Raw genomic sequence first — 17,027 nt, forward strand, 5'->3', positions numbered from 1 at the left:
GAGGCCGGTATGTCCGAGCAGCAGCACGTCCGTGCGGACGGAACGGTCACCTTCCTTCCGCACCGGCTCAACCGCCATCCCGTTGTGGTGCGCGGCCTCACCGCTGACGAACTCTGGATTTGCTGCGGCCTGTCCGGTGCCGCCGGCCTGCTGGTCGGCGCGCCGCTGTCCTGGGTGTTCCGCACGATCGCGCTGGCGCCGACCTTCGTCGTCCTGGGCGTGGCGCTCGGCGTCTTCATCGGCGGCGGCATCCTGCGCCGCCTCAAGCGTGGGCGTCCCGACACCTGGCTGTATCGGCAACTGCAATGGCGCATCGCCACGCGCCATCCGCTGATGGCCGGCTGGGTGGGTGGCCATGTGCTGATCTCGCGCTCGGGCTTCTGGTCCACCCGCAGGAGCATGCGATGAGCCGCTTCAAAAACGAGATCACCCACCTGCAGGCGCACATCAAGACCTTGCGGCTGGCCGCGGGCGCGCTGGTCGTCGTCGCCCTGGTCATGGGCGGCGGCTGGTGGAGCGCGCCGCGCGACCTGACCATCCACGTCCCGCCCGACCTGCGCTCTGGCAGTACCCGCAAGTGGTGGGAAGTGCCGCCCGAATCGGTCTATGCGTTCACGTTCTACGTGTTCCAGACGCTGAACCGCTGGCCAACCAATGGCGAGGAAGACTACTCGCGCAACCTCCACACGCTCTCGCCGTACCTTACCCCGTCCTGCCAGGCCTTCCTGCGCGCGGACTACGACTACCGCCGTTCCACGGGCGAGCTGCGCCAGCGCGTGCGCGGGATTTATGAGATCCCCGGCCGCGGCTACGGCGACGACCCCACGGCGCGCGTGCGCGTGGTCTCCGACCGCGACTGGGTGGTGACGCTCGACATCACCGCCGACGAGTACTACGGCGCCGAGCAGGTCAAGCGCGCGCTCGTGCGCTACCCGGTGAAGGTCACGCGGGTGGACGTCGATCCCGCCCGCAACCCCTTCGGCCTGGCGCTGGACTGCTACGACGGCGCGCCCCAGCGCATCAGCGCACCGGAGCCGACTCGCCCGGCACCTGGCGGCCTGTCTCCGCAAGCGCCCCAAGGAGGAAACACCCCATGAAGCATCCTGTACTCGTGCTGCTGGGGCTGCTGGCCGTGGCCGCGGCACCCGTCTCCCATGCTGTGGAGATTCTGCGGTGGGAACGCATGCCGCTGGCGGTGCCGCTGAAGGTCGGCCAGGAGCGCATCGTGTTCATCGACCGGAACGTCCGCGTGGGCGTGCCCGCAGGCGTGGGCGAACGCCTGCGCGTGCAGAGCGCAGGTGGCGCGGTGTACCTGCGCGCCAGCGAGCCGATCGAGCCCACGCGGCTGCAATTGCAGGACGCCGACACGGGCGCGCTGATCCTGCTCGACATTGCGGCCGAGCCGCCCAAAGACGGCGAAGCCGAGCTGGAGCCGGTGCGCATCGTCGAGGGCAGCAGCACCCCTGCGCGCTACGGCGATCAGCCAGGCGGTGCCGATGAGGCCCCGGCACGCGCCCAGGACCAAGCAGGTACGCGGGCGACCCGGCGCGAAACCCCGGTTCCGGTCGTCCTGACGCGCTTCGCCGCGCAGAACCTCTACGCGCCGCTGCGCACTGTGGAGTCGCTGCCTGGCGTCATGCGGGTGAACCTGCGCCGTGACCTCGACCTGGACACACTGATGCCAACGCTGCCCGTGCGCGCGGTCGCACTCGCGTCGTGGCGCCTGGAGGACCAGTGGGTCACTGCCGTGCGCCTGACCAACAGCAGCAGCGGCTGGGTCACGCTCGACCCGCGCGTGCTGCAAGGCGATTTCCTCACCGCCACCTTCCAGCACGAAGCGCTCGGACCGCGCGGGACGCCCGAGGACACGACCGTCCTGTACCTGGTGACGCGCGGGCACGGCCTCGCGCAATCGCTGCTGCCGGCGATCCACCGCTTCGACCCGGCCGTGCATCTGCCGCAGCGGGAAGCTGAAGCCGACGATGGCAAGGAGGCCCGCCATGCGCAGTAACGGCTTGCTCAAGTGGCTGATGATCCCGGTCGCCTTGCTGGTGCTGTTCGTTGCCATCCGGCTGTTCTCCGGTGGAAGCACGTCGGCACCGCCCGCCGCGGATGCTGGCTCCAAGCTCACGCCCGAGGAAATGAAGGCGTTGGGCATCGAAGGCGATACCCCGCGCGATACCGTGGCAACGCTCGTCGCCCAGGTGAAACAGTTGCGCACCGAGCTTCAGACCGCGCTGACCGACAACAAGTCGCAGCGCGAGGAAAACCAGCGGCTGCGCCAGCGGGAGAACTCCATTGATCAGCGCATCAATTCGGCCCTCGAATCCGAGCGCTCCAACCTGCGCCGCGACCAGGAACAGGCGGCCAGCGCGCGCCAGCAGACCGAGGGGCTGCTCGCCGACCTGCAGCGGCGCCTGGACAGCATTGGCGGGCGCGGCGGCGGTCACGCTGATCTGCCGGTGGGCCTGGGGCTGCGCGGCGGCGACGAGGCCGGCATGGAAGGCGGCATGCGCTGGGTCGAACCGGACGACGCGAAGAAGGCCGAGGGCCGCAATGGCAGTCGTGGCGCAGGCAGCGGCATGAGCTTCCCGACGAGCTTCGGCCCGGCACAAAGCACACTGGAAACCACCGCGGAAACCGTGGCGAACGCCGGCGCAGGTGCGGCAGGCGTCAAGAGCGCCAAGCCGGTCTATACCGTGCCGACCAACTCGACACTGATGGGCTCCGTGGCGATGACGGCGCTGATTGGGCGCGTGCCGATCGACGGGACGGTGAACGATCCGTACCCCTTCAAGGTGCTGGTCGGGCCGGACAATCTGACTGCCAACGGCATCGACATTCCCGACGTGGCCGGCGCGGTGTTCTCCGGAACCGCATCGGGCGACTGGACGCTCTCGTGCGTGCGCGGCCAGGTTCGCAGCATCACCTTCGTCTTCAACGACGGCACGATCCGCACGATTCCCGAAGACCGCGAAGGCAACCAGCAGAACAACCAGCAGCGCGACGGCCTGGGCTGGATCAGCGACCCGCACGGCATCCCGTGCGTCAGCGGCGAACGGCGCAGCAACGCCCAGCAGTACCTCGGGTCGCAAGCTCTGATCACCGCGGCCGGAGCCGGCGTGGCCTCGCTCATCGAGAGCGACAGCGGCCGCATGTCCTACGTCGGCTCGGACGGCGCCATCGGCACCGTGGGCATCAGCGGCAAGGAAGCAGTCGGCCAGATCCTCGCGGGCGGCGTCCGGGACATGTCGACCTGGGTCAACAAGCTCTACGGACAGGCTTTCGCCGCCGTCTATGTGCAGCCCGGCGCCAAGGTTGCCGTCCACCTCGAAAAGCCGCTCGCCATCGACTTCGATCCCGAAGGCCGCAAGGTCGATCACCGCGCAGGAGAAAGCCATGCACTCGAACTTGACTAACCTGGCCCGTGGCCTGGCACTGGCCCTCGCCGTCGCGGTGCTTGGCGGCTGCGCCACCAGCAAGGAAAAGCTGCTGACCCACGGTGACCGCACGATGATGGACATCTGGCAGCAGGAGGCCGGCGACGGCGGTGGCGCAGCCGGACGGAACGCCGGCCGCCAGCTGCTCGATGCGCGCCAGAGCCTGCGTCGGCCCCTGACCGACGCCGACGTGCAGGTCGCACCCGTCGAGCAGATGCGCTACACGCGCACCGCGCGCAATGAGGTCCACCGCCAGTTCCAGCGTCTGCCCAATCCCGATCTCGTCATGTACGTGTATCCGCACCTGGCGGGCACGGACCCCGTGCCGGTGCCGGGCTACACGACGGTCTTCCCGCTCAACCAGCGCATCCAGTACGCCATGCCAGGCGAGCGCGTGGAGGCCTACTGATGCGGTGGAAACTTCCCTGGCCTAAGCCGGCCGCGCCGAAGCTGGCCGCATCCGGCGCTGGTGATGATGAGCAGCCGGACGGCTGGCAGCGCCACGTCGAGGCCTTGCGGCAGGTCGGCATCCCCGAACCCGGCTCGGCAGTCCGGGGCCGCAAGCCGGCGACGGAGGCCGACGAGCAGGCGCTGTACGACGTCGCACCGTCCTTCGTGGAACTGCTGCCCTGGGTGGAGTTCTTGCCCGAGTCGAAATCGATGCTCCTGGAGGACGGCCAATCGGTGGCCGCCTTCTTCGAGCTGGTGCCGCTGGGGACCGAGGGCCGGGAACCCGGCTGGCTCGCGCACGCCCGCGACGCCTTAGAAAACGCGCTCCAGGACAGCTTCGATGAACTGGACGAGAACCCCTGGGTGTTGCAGCTCTACGCCCAGGACGAACCGAGCTTCGACCAGTACATGCAGACGTTGCGCGACTACGTGCAGCCGCGCGCCCGTGGCACGGTGTTCACGGAGTTCTACCTGCGGTTCTTTGCCCACCATCTGCGCGCGGTGGCCAAGCCCGGTGGCTTGTTCCAGGACACGGTGGTCACACGCTTGCGCTGGCGCGGCCAGACGAGGCGTGTGCGCATGGTCGTCTATCGCCGCGTGACCGGACAAGGACAGGGCCAGGCAAACCGCCGGGGCCAGACACCCGAGCAGATGCTGAACATCGTCTGCGACCGCCTGTGCGGCGGGCTGGCGAACGCCGGCATCCAGGCTCGCCGCCTGGGTGCGGCAGACGTCCATGACTGGCTGCTGCGCTGGTTCAACCCGCGTCCGACGCTGCTCGGGCCTGGGGTCGAGGACCGGGAGCGCTTCTATGCGTTCGCGCGCTACCCCGCCGACACCGAGGCTGGCGAGATCGAACTGGCGAGCGGGCGGGATTTTAGCCAGCGGCTTTTCTTCAGCCAGCCACGCTCGGACGTGGAGCATGGCACCTGGCACTTCGACGGCATACCGCACCGTGTGTTGGTCACTGACCGGCTGCGCATGCCGCCCGGAACGGGACACCTGACTGGCGAAACCCGCAAGGGCGATGCGATCAACACGCTGTTCGATCAGATGCCCGAGGACACGACGATGTGTCTGACCATGGTGGCGACGCCCCAGGACATTCTCGAATCGCACCTGAACCACCTGGCGAAGAAGGCAGTCGGCGAAACACTGGCATCGGAGCAGACGCTCAAGGACGTGCAGGAGGCGCGCTCGCTCATCGGCAGCGCGCACAAACTCTACCGCGGCACGCTGGCCTTCTATCTGCGCGGACGCGACGAAGCCGAGCTTGACCGGCGCGGTCTGGACCTCGCCAACGTGATGCTCAACGCGGGGTTGCAGCCCGTTCGCGAGGACGATGAAGTCGCGCCGCTCAACAGCTATCTGCGCTGGCTACCGTGCTGCTACAACCCCGCGCAGGATCGGCGAAACTGGTTCACCCAACTGATGTTCGCCCAGCATGTGGCGAATCTCTCGCCGGCGTGGGGTCGCAGCCAGGGTACGGGCCATCCGGGCAACACGTTCTTCAACCGCGGTGGCGGGCCGATCACGTTTGATCCGCTGAACCGCTTAGACAGGCAGATGAATGCCCATCTATTCCTGTTCGGCCCCACCGGCTCGGGCAAGAGCGCCACGCTCAACAACCTGCTGAACCAGGTCACGGCCATCTACCGACCGCGGCTGTTCATCGTGGAGGCTGGCAACAGCTTCGGCCTGTTCAGCGACTTCGCACGCATGCTCGGGCTGACGGTAAACCGGGTCAAGCTGGCCCCAGGTTCGGGCATCAGCCTCGCGCCATTCGCAGACGCGCGTCGGCTGATCGAGACGCCCAGCGACGTGCAGACGCTCGACGCCGACGCGCTGGATGAAGACCCGCCACCAGATGCCTCGGCCATGGAGGCGGACGAGCAGCGCGACGTGTTGGGCGAGTTGGAGATCACGGCACGGCTGATGATCACCGGCGGCGAGGACAAGGAGGAAGCCCGGATGACGCGGGCTGACCGCTCGCTGATCCGTCAGTGCATCCTCGACGCCGCCGAGCACTGCGTGGCCGACAAACGCACGGTGCTCACTCGCGACGTGCGCAACGCGCTGCGCGCCCGCGGCCAGGACCCGACGCTGCCCGAAATGCGCCGCGTGCGGCTGCTGGAGATGGCGGATGCGATGGACATGTTCTGTCAAGGCACGGACGGCGAAATGTTCGACCGCGACGGCACGCCGTGGCCCGAAGCCGACATCACCTTGGTTGACCTCGCGACATACGCCCGCGAGGGCTACAACGCGCAGCTCTCCATCGCTTACATCAGCCTGATCAGCACGGTGAACAACATCGCCGAGCGCGACCAATACCTGGGACGCCCGATCATCAACGTCACCGACGAAGGCCACATCATCACGAAGAACCCGCTGCTCGCGCCCTACGTCGTGAAAATTACAAAGATGTGGAGGAAATTGGGGGCCTGGTTCTGGCTCGCGACGCAGAACATCGACGACCTGCCGCGCGCCGCGGAGCCCATGCTCAACATGATCGAGTGGTGGATCTGTCTCAGCATGCCGCCCGATGAAGTTGAGAAGATCGCGCGGTTCCGCGAACTCTCGCCCGCGCAGAAGGCGCTGATGCTTTCGGCGCGCAAGGAAGCGGGGAAATTCACCGAAGGCGTCATCCTCTCCAAGAGCATGGAAGTGCTGTTCCGCGCCGTGCCGCCGTCCCTGTACCTCGCCCTCGCGCAGACAGAACCCGAGGAGAAGGCCGAACGCTACCAGCTCATGCAGCAGTACGGCTGCACCGAACTGGAAGCGGCTTTCAAGGTGGCCGAGAAGATCGACCAGGCCCGCGGCATCGAGTCGCCGGCCCTGGAACTGTCGTAAACCGGAGAACGCCATGGAACAGAAACGTCCTTCCATTCCGATGCAGGTCCAGGCGTTCCGCCGTCGCCGCTGGCGGCCTCGCTGGCCCTGGGTATTGGCTGCTGCGCTGGTCGCGCTGCTGCTGATCTGGCTGGTGTCCCGGACGCCCGGCGAATCCTCAGCGCCGTCGCGCGCGCCGGTCAGCACGGCGCAGGTCGCTGGGCCACCCTGGCAGATGGGCAACCCGGAAGGCCGTTTCACGCTGACGCTCTATGCCGACCTGGAATGCCCGTTCTGCCGGGAGTATTTCCCGCAGCTCAAGCGCTGGGTCGGCAACAACACCGACGTGGCGCTGCAATGGCATCACCAGCCGCTGGCCGCGCACGAGCCTGCCGCGTCGGCCGAGGCACGTCTGGCCGAGTGCGCCGCCGAAGCGGGCGGGCATGCGGCGTTCTGGCAGGCGGTCGAATGGGTCTATGCCCACACGCGCAGCGACGGCCAGGGCTTGCCCGATGGCTTGCGTTACCCCGAAACAACGTCAGCCATCGAACAGTGCATGGCTAGCGAGCGCCCCAACGTGGCCATCCGCGCGCAGGCCGCGGAAGCCACCAAGAGCGGCGTGACCGCCACGCCGTCGCTGCGACTGCTCGATCGCCAGACGGGCCAGGCCATCCTGTTGCAGGGGCCGATCGAGGGCGATGCCTTGCTCTCGGCCATGGACCTGCTGGCGGCCGGGGAAATGGCCAGCGACGCGCCGGGTTCGCCCGCCACCCCCACATCCGAAATGCCTGCCGACGTTGTCGGCGACATGCCCAGGTAGCCCTCGGTCTTGAAGGCTACGGCGCGGCTCGCCGCGCTGACCGCTACCCGTTCGCTTTCGCATCCTGGCCGCGAACAATCACCGCCGCGCGGTGATGGATGCACCTTGTTCCGCTGTTTCCATCCCCAGGAGGGCTTGCCCTCCCAGGGTGGCGCCCTCCGCTCACTTTCTGGAGGTCCGCCATGTCTCTCGTCGCCAACGACTCCTGCGTGGAGCCACGTTTTGCCCCCATGTCCCAATCCGATGACTGGATCATCCGGCAAGCCATCGCGCTGCTGGAGCAGCGGGTCTTCAAGAAGGGGCCATCCCTGGAGAGGCCTGCCGCCGTCAAGGACTACCTGCGCCTGAAACTGGCCGCCGAGCCCAATGAAGTCTTCGCCATCGTGTTCCTCAACAGCATGCACGAGGTGCTGGCCTACGAGCCGATGTTCAGAGGCACGATCCATTCGACCTCGGTGCATGCGCGTCCGATCGTGCAGCGTGCCTTGGAACTGAATGCGGCAGCGGTCATTTTTTCTCACCAACACCCTTCGGGCTGCACGGAGCCGTCGAGCGCGGACCGTGCGTTGACCCAAACGCTGAGGGCCGCGTTGTCGCTGATCGACGTGAGGGTGCTGGATCACCTCATCGTCGGCCAGGGCACGCCGTACTCGTTCGCGGAATCCGGCCTGCTGTAGCGACGGCATCGGCTCCCTGATCCACGCGGAGGCTTCGGCCTCCGCTTTTTCATGGGCGCGAGACAAGCAGGTATGCGGGCAGTGCGCGATGCGCATTGTTTGTTGGGGCCGCGTCGGCTTCGCGTTTGACTACTGCTCTGATCAACTTCAAGGGCACGCGACATGACAGCATCCCTTTCCAGGTTCGCGCCGGGCTGGCGAACCCTCGGCCGGGCCGTGGCGCTGCCGGCAGCCCTGGCCGTTTTCAGCCCGGCCACCTTCGCCGCCGACGTGGTGGTCGTCACCGACAGCCGCCACCCGGTCAAGACCATGGGCGGCGAGCGGCTGATCGAGCTGGACGAAGCCCACAGGATTGAAGCGGAGCTTTCCGCGGGACTGCCCACCGACCCCGAACAGGCGACGGCCATCGTCAAGCGCCGGCTGAATGGCGGCGGTGCCGATCTGCAGCGACGCATCGCTTCCGCATACCAAGGCGTTACCGACGCATGGAGCCTCGGCATCACCAGCCTCCCGGCCGTGGTGGTGGACAGGCGCTATGTGGTCTATGGCGAGCCGGATGTGGCTCGCGCTGTCGCGCGCATCGAGCAGCACCGGAGGACCCAGCCGTGACCCGACCATTCGACCTGATGCGCCGCCTGCGCGCTGGCGTGGCTTCGTTGCTGCTGCTCAGCGCCACGGGCAGCTACGCCCTCAATACAGCGACCATCATCGGCTCGGTGGCATCGCCCGATTGCCTCGAATACCGCGTCGTCGGCATCTGCTACTGGCTCTACTGCACATGGACGGGCTGCACCGTGCGCACGTCGATCAAGGTGCGCCACTACATCCCCGATGCAGTGGTGTCGTCGTACTCGAATACCGGAGAAAACCCCTGGGTCGAAGTCCAGGCAATGAGCACGCCCAACCCGTCCGCCCAAGCTGGCGGCGACGGAACGACGAACGAGGATCACGAAAACAGCCTCGCCAAATTCAAGAACGCGGATGTCATCGGTCACCCCGGCGCAGAGGTGTTCAACCAGTTCGTCTCTTCGTCAGGCTACTTCTGTGAGGGCGCGGGCACGGCGTTTATGCCGTACTTGCTCAGCACCCTGGATACGCTGGCCTGGCGCTACAACGTGCCCGAGATGGCCTACCCGGAAGCGCTGATTCCGGGCCGGCGCGAAGTCGGTGCCCGTACCACGATGAATCTCTGGGGCAACGTGTATCCCCGTGGCGGCTTCCTGCACCAGACCGACGACTTCAAGGCCGGCGCAGTGGTGGCCCAGCGTGCGGGCGATGTGGTCACGCGCCGCGGGCAGATCCACGTCTATCAGCCGTTGCTTGCCAACTCCCGTGACGGCTACTGGCCGGCCGGCGCGCTGATGGAGGGCGATGCCTCGACCGGCAAGTGGCAAGAACTCACGCCCGTCCTGTCCTCGTCCTGCACGGTCTTCCCGCGCAGCGGCTTCCTTACCCAGGCCCAGCAAGGCGACTACGCATGGGCGCTGTGGCGGCCGTATGCCTGCTGCGAGCGCCGGGGCCAGGTGTTCCTGGGCAGCGTCGATTTCCTCTGAGGGGGTGCCATGAAGTTCCGTCCTGCATTCAATCCGTTCTCCCGCCGGGTACGTCGCACGGAGATCGTCCTGGCACTGGCCGGCGCGCTCGCGCTGGGCAGCGGCGTGGCCTGGGGTCAACTGGGATACCAGACCAGCGGCAGCGTCATCGGCGATGACGTCATGTACTCGATCGGTGGCGGCAACGCCGTGTCGATGGGACGTGCAGCCGGCATGCGCTCCATCGGTGTCGGCGTGGGTTGGAACAGCAACTTGATCTGCGGCGACATGAGCATCCAGACCACGTTGAAGAACCAACTTAACGGCATTACCAACGGCTTCCAGCAAATCATGTCGTCGGTGATCCAGAGTGCCACCAGTGCGGTGGCATCGTTGCCCGCACTGATCATCCAGCGGGCCGATCCCGGTCTGTACAACCTGCTCACCAATGGCGTGCTGCAGGCGCGGCTGGATTTCGACCGCAGCAAGCTGACGTGCCGTGCCATGGCCGAGAAGATGGCCGAAACGGCGGGCGGCCAACTCGGCTGGAGCCAGATGGCCGAAGGGCTGGCGCTGCGCGATGCCGTGTCGAGCACGGATGCGGTCTCGGCCATCGAGCAGGCCGAGACGCGCCGCGGCAATGACGGCGTGCCGTGGGTCGGGGGCAGCAACGCGGGCGGCTCCGGCCAGCCCGCGATCAAGGTCGTCGGCGATGTCACCCGCGCTGGCTACAACCTGGTCAACGGCCGCGGCGTGACCGACACCTCGTCCATTGCGCCGGCCAGTTGCAGCAGTCTCTCGTGCCAGACCTGGACCTCGCCGCAGGCTGCCGTCGAGTGGGCCACGCGCGTGCTCGGCGAGAAGGAGCAGCGCACGTGCGATGCCTGCACCAAGACCGAGACGACGCCGGGCGTCGGGCTCACGCCGCTGATCCAGGAGGAGTACGACGCCAAGCTGCAGGCGCTCCAGGACCTGGTAACCAAGGCCAAGAACACGACGCCGGAGAACCTGCGCGAAGCTGGCAGTGCGTCGCTGCCGATCACGCGCGGCGTGATCGAGGCGCTGCGCGACGAGCCCGACCAGCACCTGCTGTCGCAGCGCCTCGCGTCCGAGGTCGCGCTGGCATCCGTGCTGGAGAAAGCGCTGCTGCTGCAGCGCACGCTGCTCACGGGCAAGAAGGAGCCCAACGTCGCGGCGAACGAACTTGCCGTGGAGGCGGTGAACCACGAGAGCGACACGCTCGACCGTGAGATTCGCAACCTCAAGACCGAACTGGAGCTGCGGCGCGAACTGGCGAACAACTCGCCCATGGCGATCATCCAGCGCCACGGCGCGCGCGCGGCCGGTTCGCGCGGCATCTACGAGGGCGATCCTGTGCCGGACCGTCTCGACCAGCTCCAGAAGGGCAATCCGGGGAGTCGGCCATGAGCCCGGCGCGCATGGCCTGGCGGCCGCTGCGCTGGTTGTTCAGCCGGCGCGCGGCGAAGACGCTGCTGTGGCTGGTGCTTATCGTTGCCGCCGCAGTGGGGGCGAACGTCGCGGGCATCAACCTGGTCGGCAGCGTTGCAGGCTGGGAACGGTGGCTGGCGGCCTCCGCAGGGTATTTCTTCATCTGGCGGCTGTGCGTGTACGCGGCAACGGCCTATGGATGGTTCTGGATGCGCCGCCGGGTGCTGGCCCGCGAAGACCAAAGCGGGACAGATGGGCAGGCGCGGCGCCGGCTGATCCGTACCGAGGTCGCCGGCGTCGTCGCCATCGTCGCGCTGGAAGCCAGCCTGTTGATGCAGGCCGCTTGAGGGGAGATCGGGGCCATGACGCTCTTCACGACCGACTATCTGGAGTACTACCTCACCCTCGTGTCCTGGATCGTCAACAACGGTATCTGGGCCGTGCTGGTGTCCAGCGGGGTGTTCGCGCTGCCTTTCGTCGCCATCGTCGTGCAGGAGTGGCTGAAGGCCCGCGCGGAAGGCGCTGACGAGGGCAACAAAGGCGTTCTGAGTGCCGCCCGTATCGAGAACCGGGTGTTCGTCGCGATCGTGGTGGTGATGTTCGCGGGCATTCCGTTCATCGACGTGGACCTCAGCACCATCCAGTACGACAGCTCGCGCTCGGCGCAGTGCCAGGTCAGCGTGCCGCAGCCCACGGAAACCGGCTGGTCGCAGTCCTTCAGCACCATCAACAACCAGTCGGCGAAGGTGCCGGTCTGGTGGGCTTTCATGCACGCGCTCTCGCGCGCCGTCACGAGCGCCTCGGTAGCGGCGATCCCGTGCGGTACGGACCTGCGGCAGATGAGGATGGAGATCGACGCGACCCGCATTGACGACCCGGTACTGGCTCAGGAGGTCGCGGACTTCTCGCGGGATTGCTATGGGCCTGCGCGGGCCAAATTGTTCATGCAGCGCCCGGATCTCGATGAGCAGCAGATGCACGACGTAACCTGGATCGGCTCGCGCTTTTTCACGGACACGGGTGGCTACTACGACAGCTACCGCTCCAGCACGGCGCGCGAGGCATGGCCCTATGACGACACCCGCGATGCAGGCCTCGCGCAGGTTGCCAATGGTGGCGGCTACCCGACCTGCAGGCAGTGGTGGTCAGACGGCAGCAACGGCCTGCGCGCGCGGCTGCTGGGGCAAGTGGACCCGACCCTGCTGAATCGCCTGGCGGGCTGGGCCGGGTTCCTCAGCCGGGCCGAGGTGGACGATTCGGTGATCCGCGCCATCGCGTCACCGCGGCAGCAGAAACTGAACCAGGGCAGCGTCTATACGGACTACGGCGGCCAGATCGACAAGACCCTGCCGAACATCGTGACGCGCGCCACGGGCGACGTGGGGATGGCAGTCGGCGCGATTGCCGCGTTTCCTGCCATGGATGTCGTGCGCCAATCCCTGCCCATGATCCTCGCCTTACTGAAGATGGCGCTGGTCATCTGCATCCCGCTCGTGCTGGTTGTGGGCACCTACGACCTGAAGACGGTCGTCACCGTCAGCGTCGTGCAGTTCGCGCTGTTCTTCACGGACTTCTGGTTCCAGCTCGCACGCTGGATCGATTCAACGATTCTGGACGCGCTTTATGGCTGGGGCTTTGGCTGGAACCGGCCGCACACCAACTTTGACCCGCTGGTAGGGTTGAACAACGCCTTCGGCGACATGCTCCTGATGTTCGTCATGGGCACGATGTTCCTGGTTCTGCCGGGATTCTGGCTGGCGAGCCTTACCTGGGTTGGGATTCGGGCCGGGCACGTCATCCAGGGACTTTCCGATGGCAGCAAGAGCGCCGGCCAAGCTGGCGGCAAGGGTGCCGGGGCGCTCACCGGAGGAAAACTGAAATAGCGCGAGGCCGGTCAGTCGTCGGTGTACAACTCGTGCGACGTGTCGTTGTACAGGTTGGGATCGTAGCCCGGCGTCTTGCGCAGCTCGGTGAGGTCGGTGAAAGGCCACTCGTCCTCATCCGAAGTATTTGCAGCAGCAGCCCATCCCGCCGCCGCAACGCCCAGCATCACGAGTGCAAACCAAAACGCAACGTAGAGCAGCACCCCCAGTACAGCCAGCTTGGCTACCCACACGAGCGCGGTAGCGCCAGCTCGCGGCATGCCCTTGGACACCAACCAGTTCGACGCCCGCCGTTCGCGTCGCGCATAGGCACGCCATCCGCGGCCAAAGGCGCGGCCGAGGCGTTCTGCGGTGCTGGTGCGGGTCGTCGTGTTCATGGTCGTCTCCTGCTGTTGAGGAATGCCTATTCCAGTTTGCTCCACTTCATTCGGTTTGCGGCTTCAATGTGTTTTCTTGCTGCTTCAGGACGCTTCGTCATCCGGCCCCACCGGGCCGGGGTCGGGTTCAACGCCGATGCGGTAGGTAACAACGAAACGCGGCCAGTCCACATGGTCCACCAGGTCGATGTCCTCGATGACGCCAACCTTCGCTCCCGCACGCTCGAACAGGGCGATGCTCTTGGCGGGATAGTTGTTGCGCGACGGATAGAGCACCCCGTCGAACAGCGCCTGGCCATCATCTCCGAGCATCGCATGCACCTGGGCGGACACCCGCTGCGTGTGCGTGTAGTCGCGGCTGGCCAACTGCTCCAGGTTCAGGCCGAAGTAGCCCGCCATGACGCCCTGCGCCGTGAGATCGGCCAGAAACACGTCGTCCATCACGCCTACTGCGCGCACCATCCGGGCTTGGACTTCTTTCAGCGCGATCGAGCGTTGCGTGTCCGCAAGCCACTGGTGCTTGTGAAACACCGACTCCATCAGCGCCGTGGGCAGGTCGCGCCCCAGGTAGAGCACGCCGTAGGCCCCCGCTGGGTCATCGTAGCGATTCGTGCTGCTGCGGCCATAGTACAGCGGGCTGCCCCGATAGACGACGCGGCTCACATGCTGGAGCAGTTCACCGGCATCGATCAGGAACGAAGGCAGCTCGTGGCTCATGGCGGTCTCGCTTCAATGCACCTGGACGCCCAGCACGTTGAACACGGCCTCGGCCACGTCATCGATCGTGCCATGCGTCACCGCATCCACGGGCGAGCGACCACCCAGGCCTTCGAGGGGTTCGGACAGCGCGCGGTAGATCGTCCAGTGGTCGATGCCCTCGACCTCCTGGAGCACGGTTTGGGTCAACTGCTGCTTCACCGGGTCGAGCTGCCAGTCGGGCAGCTTCTGGCCGCGCGGCCCCACGTTCAGCGCCAGCAGCCGACGGGCGAGGATGTCCTTGTAGATTTGCTGGCGCGACTTGTCCGCCAGCTTGGCGAACTCGGCAGGCGGCAGGTTGTCCGGCTGGTTGAAGGCTTCCAGCAGCAAGGCGCGGCCTCGCTGGACATCGGTTTCAGCCGGTGTCCAGCGCGTGTCGGAGCGCAACGCGGCCGCCTTGCGCTGCAAGGCCTGCGCCACCGTTTCACCTTCCAGGTTGGCGGGCAGCGTCACCGCCTCCACGCGCTCGTGGATGAACGCCTGCAACTCAGCCGCGAACGCCGGTGCATCCCGGATTTCGACGGTATCGGCGAAGCGTCGCACATCCTCCACCGTGACTCGCGGCAGCCGGTCGGCAATGAATTCGATCGCAGTGGGCATGGTCAGCTCCCAGGTAGGTTTGAGACAGGATTCACTCTAGTCTCCTTTGTCGCATTTGTCAACTTAGTCGCCCGGGTGGGAGCCTACCTGGCGGTGTAGCGCCCCGGCAGCATAGGCCGGGGCCCAGCGCCAGGTCGCCGTCTAATCCATTCGTGCGGGTTCCGCATTGACGCTGGAGCCGCAGCCCAGGCCCCGCTATACCGAAACGGTTAAAGGCCAAAGGGTCGAAACGGCAAGGGAATGGGGTGCAAGGGGAAAGGCCCTACCTTGAAAAGGCCAAAAGGCCTCCCGCCCGGCCCGCCATCAGGACACCGACATGCTCTCCCTGTTCCAGCGAAAACGGCCCCCGGTCGCTGCCGCGCCGTCGCCAGCACCCGCCACCGACCTCCCGAAAGGGTTGATGCGGCCGGAGTCGGCCGCATCGTTGCTCGCCACCCCGCGCCGGCAGAAGCTGCTGGAACACATCTGGCAGCGCACCTCGCTTTCGCGCAAGCAGTTCGCCTCCCTGTACCGCGCGCCGCTGGAGCGCTACGCCGAGCTGGTCCAGGCCTTCCCGGCTTCCGAAGCGCATCACCATGCCTACCCGGGCGGCATGCTCGACCATGGCCTCGAAATCGTCGCCTACAGCCTAAAGCTGCGGCAGTCCCATCTGCTGCCCATCGGGGCCAGCCCCGAAGACCAGGCGGCGCAGGCCGAAGCCTGGACTGCGGCCGTCGCCTATGCCGCACTGCTCCATGACATCGGCAAGGTGGCCGTCGATCTGCACGTCGAGCTGGCCGACGGCAGCACCTGGCACCCATGGCACGGCCCGCTGCGCCAACCGTACCGCTTCCGCTACCGCGACGACCGCGAGTACCGGCTTCATAGCGCCGCGACAGGCTTGCTGTACCAGCAATTGCTCAATCGCGATCTGCTGGACTGGCTCAGTGGCTATCCATCCTTGTGGGCGCCGCTGCTCTACGTCTTGGCTGGGCAGTACGAGCACGCCGGGGTTCTGGGCGAGCTTGTCGTGCAGGCCGACCGCGCCTCCGTCGCCCAGGAGCTGGGCGGCGATCCCGCGCGCGCCATGGCCGCGCCCAAGCACTCGCTCCAACGCAAGCTGGTCAACGGGCTGCGCTACCTGCTCAAGGAAGAGCTGAAACTGAACCAGCCGGAGGCCTCCGATGGCTGGCTCACCGAGGACGCGCTGTGGCTGGTGAGCAAGACAGTCTCGGACAAGCTGCGCGCGCACCTGCTGTCCCAGGGGGTCGATGGCATCCCCGCGAACAACACGGCCGTGTTCAACGTGCTACAGGATCATGCCATGTTGCAGCCCACCGCCTCCGGCAAGGCCATCTGGCGCGCAACTATTACCAGTGAGAGTGGCTGGTCCCATGCCTTCACGCTCCTGCGCCTGGCCCCGGCGCTGATCTGGGAGCCCTCGGAGCGACCCAGCCCATTTGCGGGAACCGTGACCGTGGACAACGCCGGCGAGGCCGAGGACGGGCCGCGCCCGTCCGCACCCGACGCTGCATTGCTACCTGGAGCAGCGGTGGCAACGGAGAAGGAGCCCGCAGCAAGCAGCCGTCCAGATCAGTCGGGCGGAAGTCACGCCATACCTCCCAGCACGCAGCGCAATCCGGCCGACCCACTGGAAAGCATGCTGGCGATGTTCGAGACAACGCCTGAGCCGGAGCAGTCCGTCGAAGCCCCGCCAGAGGGTGCCGACGATGCAGCGGTGCCGCTCGACCCTCCCGCATCGGCCCCAGGTCCTTCGGCGCCGACCGCCGCGCCTGCGCCGCACGATTTCGCCTCATTTACCGGGCGGCCATCGGGCGAGCATTTCATGGCCTGGCTGAAACAGGCCGTCCAGACCCGCAAGCTCATCATCAATGACGCCAAGGCCCTGGTACATACCGTGTCCGACACGGTTTACCTGATCAGCCCTGGTGTTTTCCAGCGCTACGCACAAGAGCATCCAACCATTGGGCCGCTTGCGAAGGACGCGGCCCTGCAGGACTGGCAGTGGGTGCAGAAGCGCTTTGAAAAACTCGGACTCCACAGGAAACAGCCATCGGGTCTGAACATCAGGACGTGCGAGGTCATGGGACCGCGCAAAACGCGCCAGGTGCATGGCTATTTGCTCGAAGACCCATCGCACATATTCGATGCCGTTCCACCGAACAATCCTTATCTGTCGCTCAAATAGCCGACTAAGAGGGGAAGTGCCAC

Annotated in this window: 17 protein-coding genes; 14 read left to right on the plus strand and 3 right to left on the minus strand. The window is 66.5% G+C overall.

What is annotated here, in order from left to right; all coding sequences use genetic code 11:
- Window positions 1-9: 9 nt before the first annotated feature.
- The 13 genes from F7R26_RS13395 to F7R26_RS13455 all read left to right on the plus strand — a co-directional run bounded on the left by F7R26_RS13395 (window position 10) and on the right by F7R26_RS13455 (window position 13,083).
- On the plus strand, window positions 10-408 hold the full coding sequence (locus F7R26_RS13395; protein WP_003050133.1) for a TIGR03750 family conjugal transfer protein: 399 nt from the start codon (window positions 10-12) through the stop codon (window positions 406-408).
- Window positions 405-1,097, plus strand: a complete 693-nt coding sequence (locus F7R26_RS13400) for a PFL_4703 family integrating conjugative element protein (RefSeq protein WP_150983183.1) — start codon at window positions 405-407, stop codon at window positions 1,095-1,097. Before F7R26_RS13395 ends, F7R26_RS13400 begins: the two co-directional genes overlap by 4 nt.
- Entirely contained in the window at window positions 1,094-2,011 is a 918-nt protein-coding gene (locus F7R26_RS13405; RefSeq protein WP_150983182.1) for a TIGR03749 family integrating conjugative element protein, read from the plus strand. The genes F7R26_RS13400 and F7R26_RS13405 overlap by 4 nt, the downstream gene beginning before the upstream one ends.
- A complete protein-coding gene (locus tag F7R26_RS13410; RefSeq protein WP_150983181.1) occupies window positions 2,001-3,419 on the plus strand; it encodes a TIGR03752 family integrating conjugative element protein in 1,419 nt (472 codons plus the stop codon). Before F7R26_RS13405 ends, F7R26_RS13410 begins: the two co-directional genes overlap by 11 nt.
- Complete coding sequence (locus F7R26_RS13415) at window positions 3,400-3,849, plus strand: TIGR03751 family conjugal transfer lipoprotein (RefSeq protein WP_003116807.1); 450 nt, start codon at window positions 3,400-3,402, stop codon at window positions 3,847-3,849. The genes F7R26_RS13410 and F7R26_RS13415 overlap by 20 nt, the downstream gene beginning before the upstream one ends.
- On the plus strand, window positions 3,849-6,743 hold the full coding sequence (locus F7R26_RS13420; RefSeq protein ID WP_150983180.1) for a conjugative transfer ATPase: 2,895 nt from the start codon (window positions 3,849-3,851) through the stop codon (window positions 6,741-6,743). The genes F7R26_RS13415 and F7R26_RS13420 overlap by 1 nt, the downstream gene beginning before the upstream one ends.
- Before the next feature lie 13 nt (window positions 6,744-6,756).
- Window positions 6,757-7,542: a DsbA family protein gene (locus tag F7R26_RS13425; protein ID WP_012614069.1), complete on the plus strand. Its 786-nt coding sequence runs from the start codon at window positions 6,757-6,759 to the stop codon at window positions 7,540-7,542.
- 182 nt (window positions 7,543-7,724) lie between these two features.
- Complete coding sequence (locus F7R26_RS13430) at window positions 7,725-8,219, plus strand: JAB domain-containing protein (RefSeq protein WP_003821118.1); 495 nt, start codon at window positions 7,725-7,727, stop codon at window positions 8,217-8,219.
- Between the two features lie 162 nt (window positions 8,220-8,381).
- Entirely contained in the window at window positions 8,382-8,828 is a 447-nt protein-coding gene (locus F7R26_RS13435) for a TIGR03757 family integrating conjugative element protein (protein ID WP_003821119.1), read from the plus strand.
- The gene (locus F7R26_RS13440; RefSeq protein ID WP_012614067.1) at window positions 8,825-9,772 is read left to right on the plus strand and encodes a TIGR03756 family integrating conjugative element protein; all 948 of its coding nucleotides are present in this window, start codon (window positions 8,825-8,827) and stop codon (window positions 9,770-9,772) included. The genes F7R26_RS13435 and F7R26_RS13440 overlap by 4 nt, the downstream gene beginning before the upstream one ends.
- A 9-nt stretch (window positions 9,773-9,781) precedes the next feature.
- Window positions 9,782-11,179, plus strand: a complete 1,398-nt coding sequence (locus F7R26_RS13445) for an integrating conjugative element protein (RefSeq protein WP_003821123.1) — start codon at window positions 9,782-9,784, stop codon at window positions 11,177-11,179.
- Entirely contained in the window at window positions 11,176-11,547 is a 372-nt protein-coding gene (locus tag F7R26_RS13450) for a hypothetical protein (protein ID WP_003821125.1), read from the plus strand. Before F7R26_RS13445 ends, F7R26_RS13450 begins: the two co-directional genes overlap by 4 nt.
- A gap of 15 nt (window positions 11,548-11,562) precedes the next feature.
- Window positions 11,563-13,083, plus strand: coding sequence for a conjugal transfer protein TraG N-terminal domain-containing protein (locus tag F7R26_RS13455; protein WP_003821126.1), 1,521 nt, complete (start codon window positions 11,563-11,565; stop codon window positions 13,081-13,083).
- A gap of 11 nt (window positions 13,084-13,094) precedes the next feature.
- On the opposite strand, the gene F7R26_RS13460 is transcribed toward F7R26_RS13455, so the two are convergent.
- The 3 genes from F7R26_RS13460 to F7R26_RS13470 all read right to left on the minus strand — a co-directional run bounded on the left by F7R26_RS13460 (window position 13,095) and on the right by F7R26_RS13470 (window position 14,816).
- Entirely contained in the window at window positions 13,095-13,460 is a 366-nt protein-coding gene (locus tag F7R26_RS13460; RefSeq protein WP_003821127.1) for a DUF3742 family protein, read from the minus strand.
- 84 nt (window positions 13,461-13,544) lie between these two features.
- Window positions 13,545-14,177: an RES family NAD+ phosphorylase gene (locus tag F7R26_RS13465; RefSeq protein ID WP_012614066.1), complete on the minus strand. Its 633-nt coding sequence runs from the start codon at window positions 14,175-14,177 to the stop codon at window positions 13,545-13,547.
- Window positions 14,178-14,189: 12 nt separating this feature from the next.
- A complete protein-coding gene (locus F7R26_RS13470; RefSeq protein WP_003821129.1) occupies window positions 14,190-14,816 on the minus strand; it encodes an integrase in 627 nt (208 codons plus the stop codon).
- A 316-nt stretch (window positions 14,817-15,132) separates the two neighbouring features.
- Between F7R26_RS13470 and mobH the strand changes: the two genes are divergently transcribed.
- A complete protein-coding gene (gene mobH, locus F7R26_RS13475; RefSeq protein ID WP_003821130.1) occupies window positions 15,133-17,004 on the plus strand; it encodes a MobH family relaxase in 1,872 nt (623 codons plus the stop codon).
- Window positions 17,005-17,027 lie beyond the last annotated feature (23 nt).

Source organism: Cupriavidus basilensis (assembly GCF_008801925.2).
Classification (GTDB): domain Bacteria; phylum Pseudomonadota; class Gammaproteobacteria; order Burkholderiales; family Burkholderiaceae; genus Cupriavidus; species Cupriavidus basilensis.

Coding starts and splice junctions, on each gene's coding strand:
- F7R26_RS13395 (WP_003050133.1), top strand. CDS start 10: ATGTCCGAGCAGCAGCACGTCCGTGCGGACGGAACGGTCACCTTCCTT.
- F7R26_RS13400 (WP_150983183.1), top strand. CDS start 405: ATGAGCCGCTTCAAAAACGAGATCACCCACCTGCAGGCGCACATCAAG.
- F7R26_RS13405 (WP_150983182.1), top strand. CDS start 1,094: ATGAAGCATCCTGTACTCGTGCTGCTGGGGCTGCTGGCCGTGGCCGCG.
- F7R26_RS13410 (WP_150983181.1), top strand. CDS start 2,001: ATGCGCAGTAACGGCTTGCTCAAGTGGCTGATGATCCCGGTCGCCTTG.
- F7R26_RS13415 (WP_003116807.1), top strand. CDS start 3,400: ATGCACTCGAACTTGACTAACCTGGCCCGTGGCCTGGCACTGGCCCTC.
- F7R26_RS13420 (WP_150983180.1), top strand. CDS start 3,849: ATGCGGTGGAAACTTCCCTGGCCTAAGCCGGCCGCGCCGAAGCTGGCC.
- F7R26_RS13425 (WP_012614069.1), top strand. CDS start 6,757: ATGGAACAGAAACGTCCTTCCATTCCGATGCAGGTCCAGGCGTTCCGC.
- F7R26_RS13430 (WP_003821118.1), top strand. CDS start 7,725: ATGTCTCTCGTCGCCAACGACTCCTGCGTGGAGCCACGTTTTGCCCCC.
- F7R26_RS13435 (WP_003821119.1), top strand. CDS start 8,382: ATGACAGCATCCCTTTCCAGGTTCGCGCCGGGCTGGCGAACCCTCGGC.
- F7R26_RS13445 (WP_003821123.1), top strand. CDS start 9,782: ATGAAGTTCCGTCCTGCATTCAATCCGTTCTCCCGCCGGGTACGTCGC.
- F7R26_RS13450 (WP_003821125.1), top strand. CDS start 11,176: ATGAGCCCGGCGCGCATGGCCTGGCGGCCGCTGCGCTGGTTGTTCAGC.
- F7R26_RS13455 (WP_003821126.1), top strand. CDS start 11,563: ATGACGCTCTTCACGACCGACTATCTGGAGTACTACCTCACCCTCGTG.
- F7R26_RS13460 (WP_003821127.1), bottom strand. CDS start 13,460: ATGAACACGACGACCCGCACCAGCACCGCAGAACGCCTCGGCCGCGCC.
- F7R26_RS13465 (WP_012614066.1), bottom strand. CDS start 14,177: ATGAGCCACGAGCTGCCTTCGTTCCTGATCGATGCCGGTGAACTGCTC.
- F7R26_RS13470 (WP_003821129.1), bottom strand. CDS start 14,816: ATGCCCACTGCGATCGAATTCATTGCCGACCGGCTGCCGCGAGTCACG.
- mobH (WP_003821130.1), top strand. CDS start 15,133: ATGCTCTCCCTGTTCCAGCGAAAACGGCCCCCGGTCGCTGCCGCGCCG.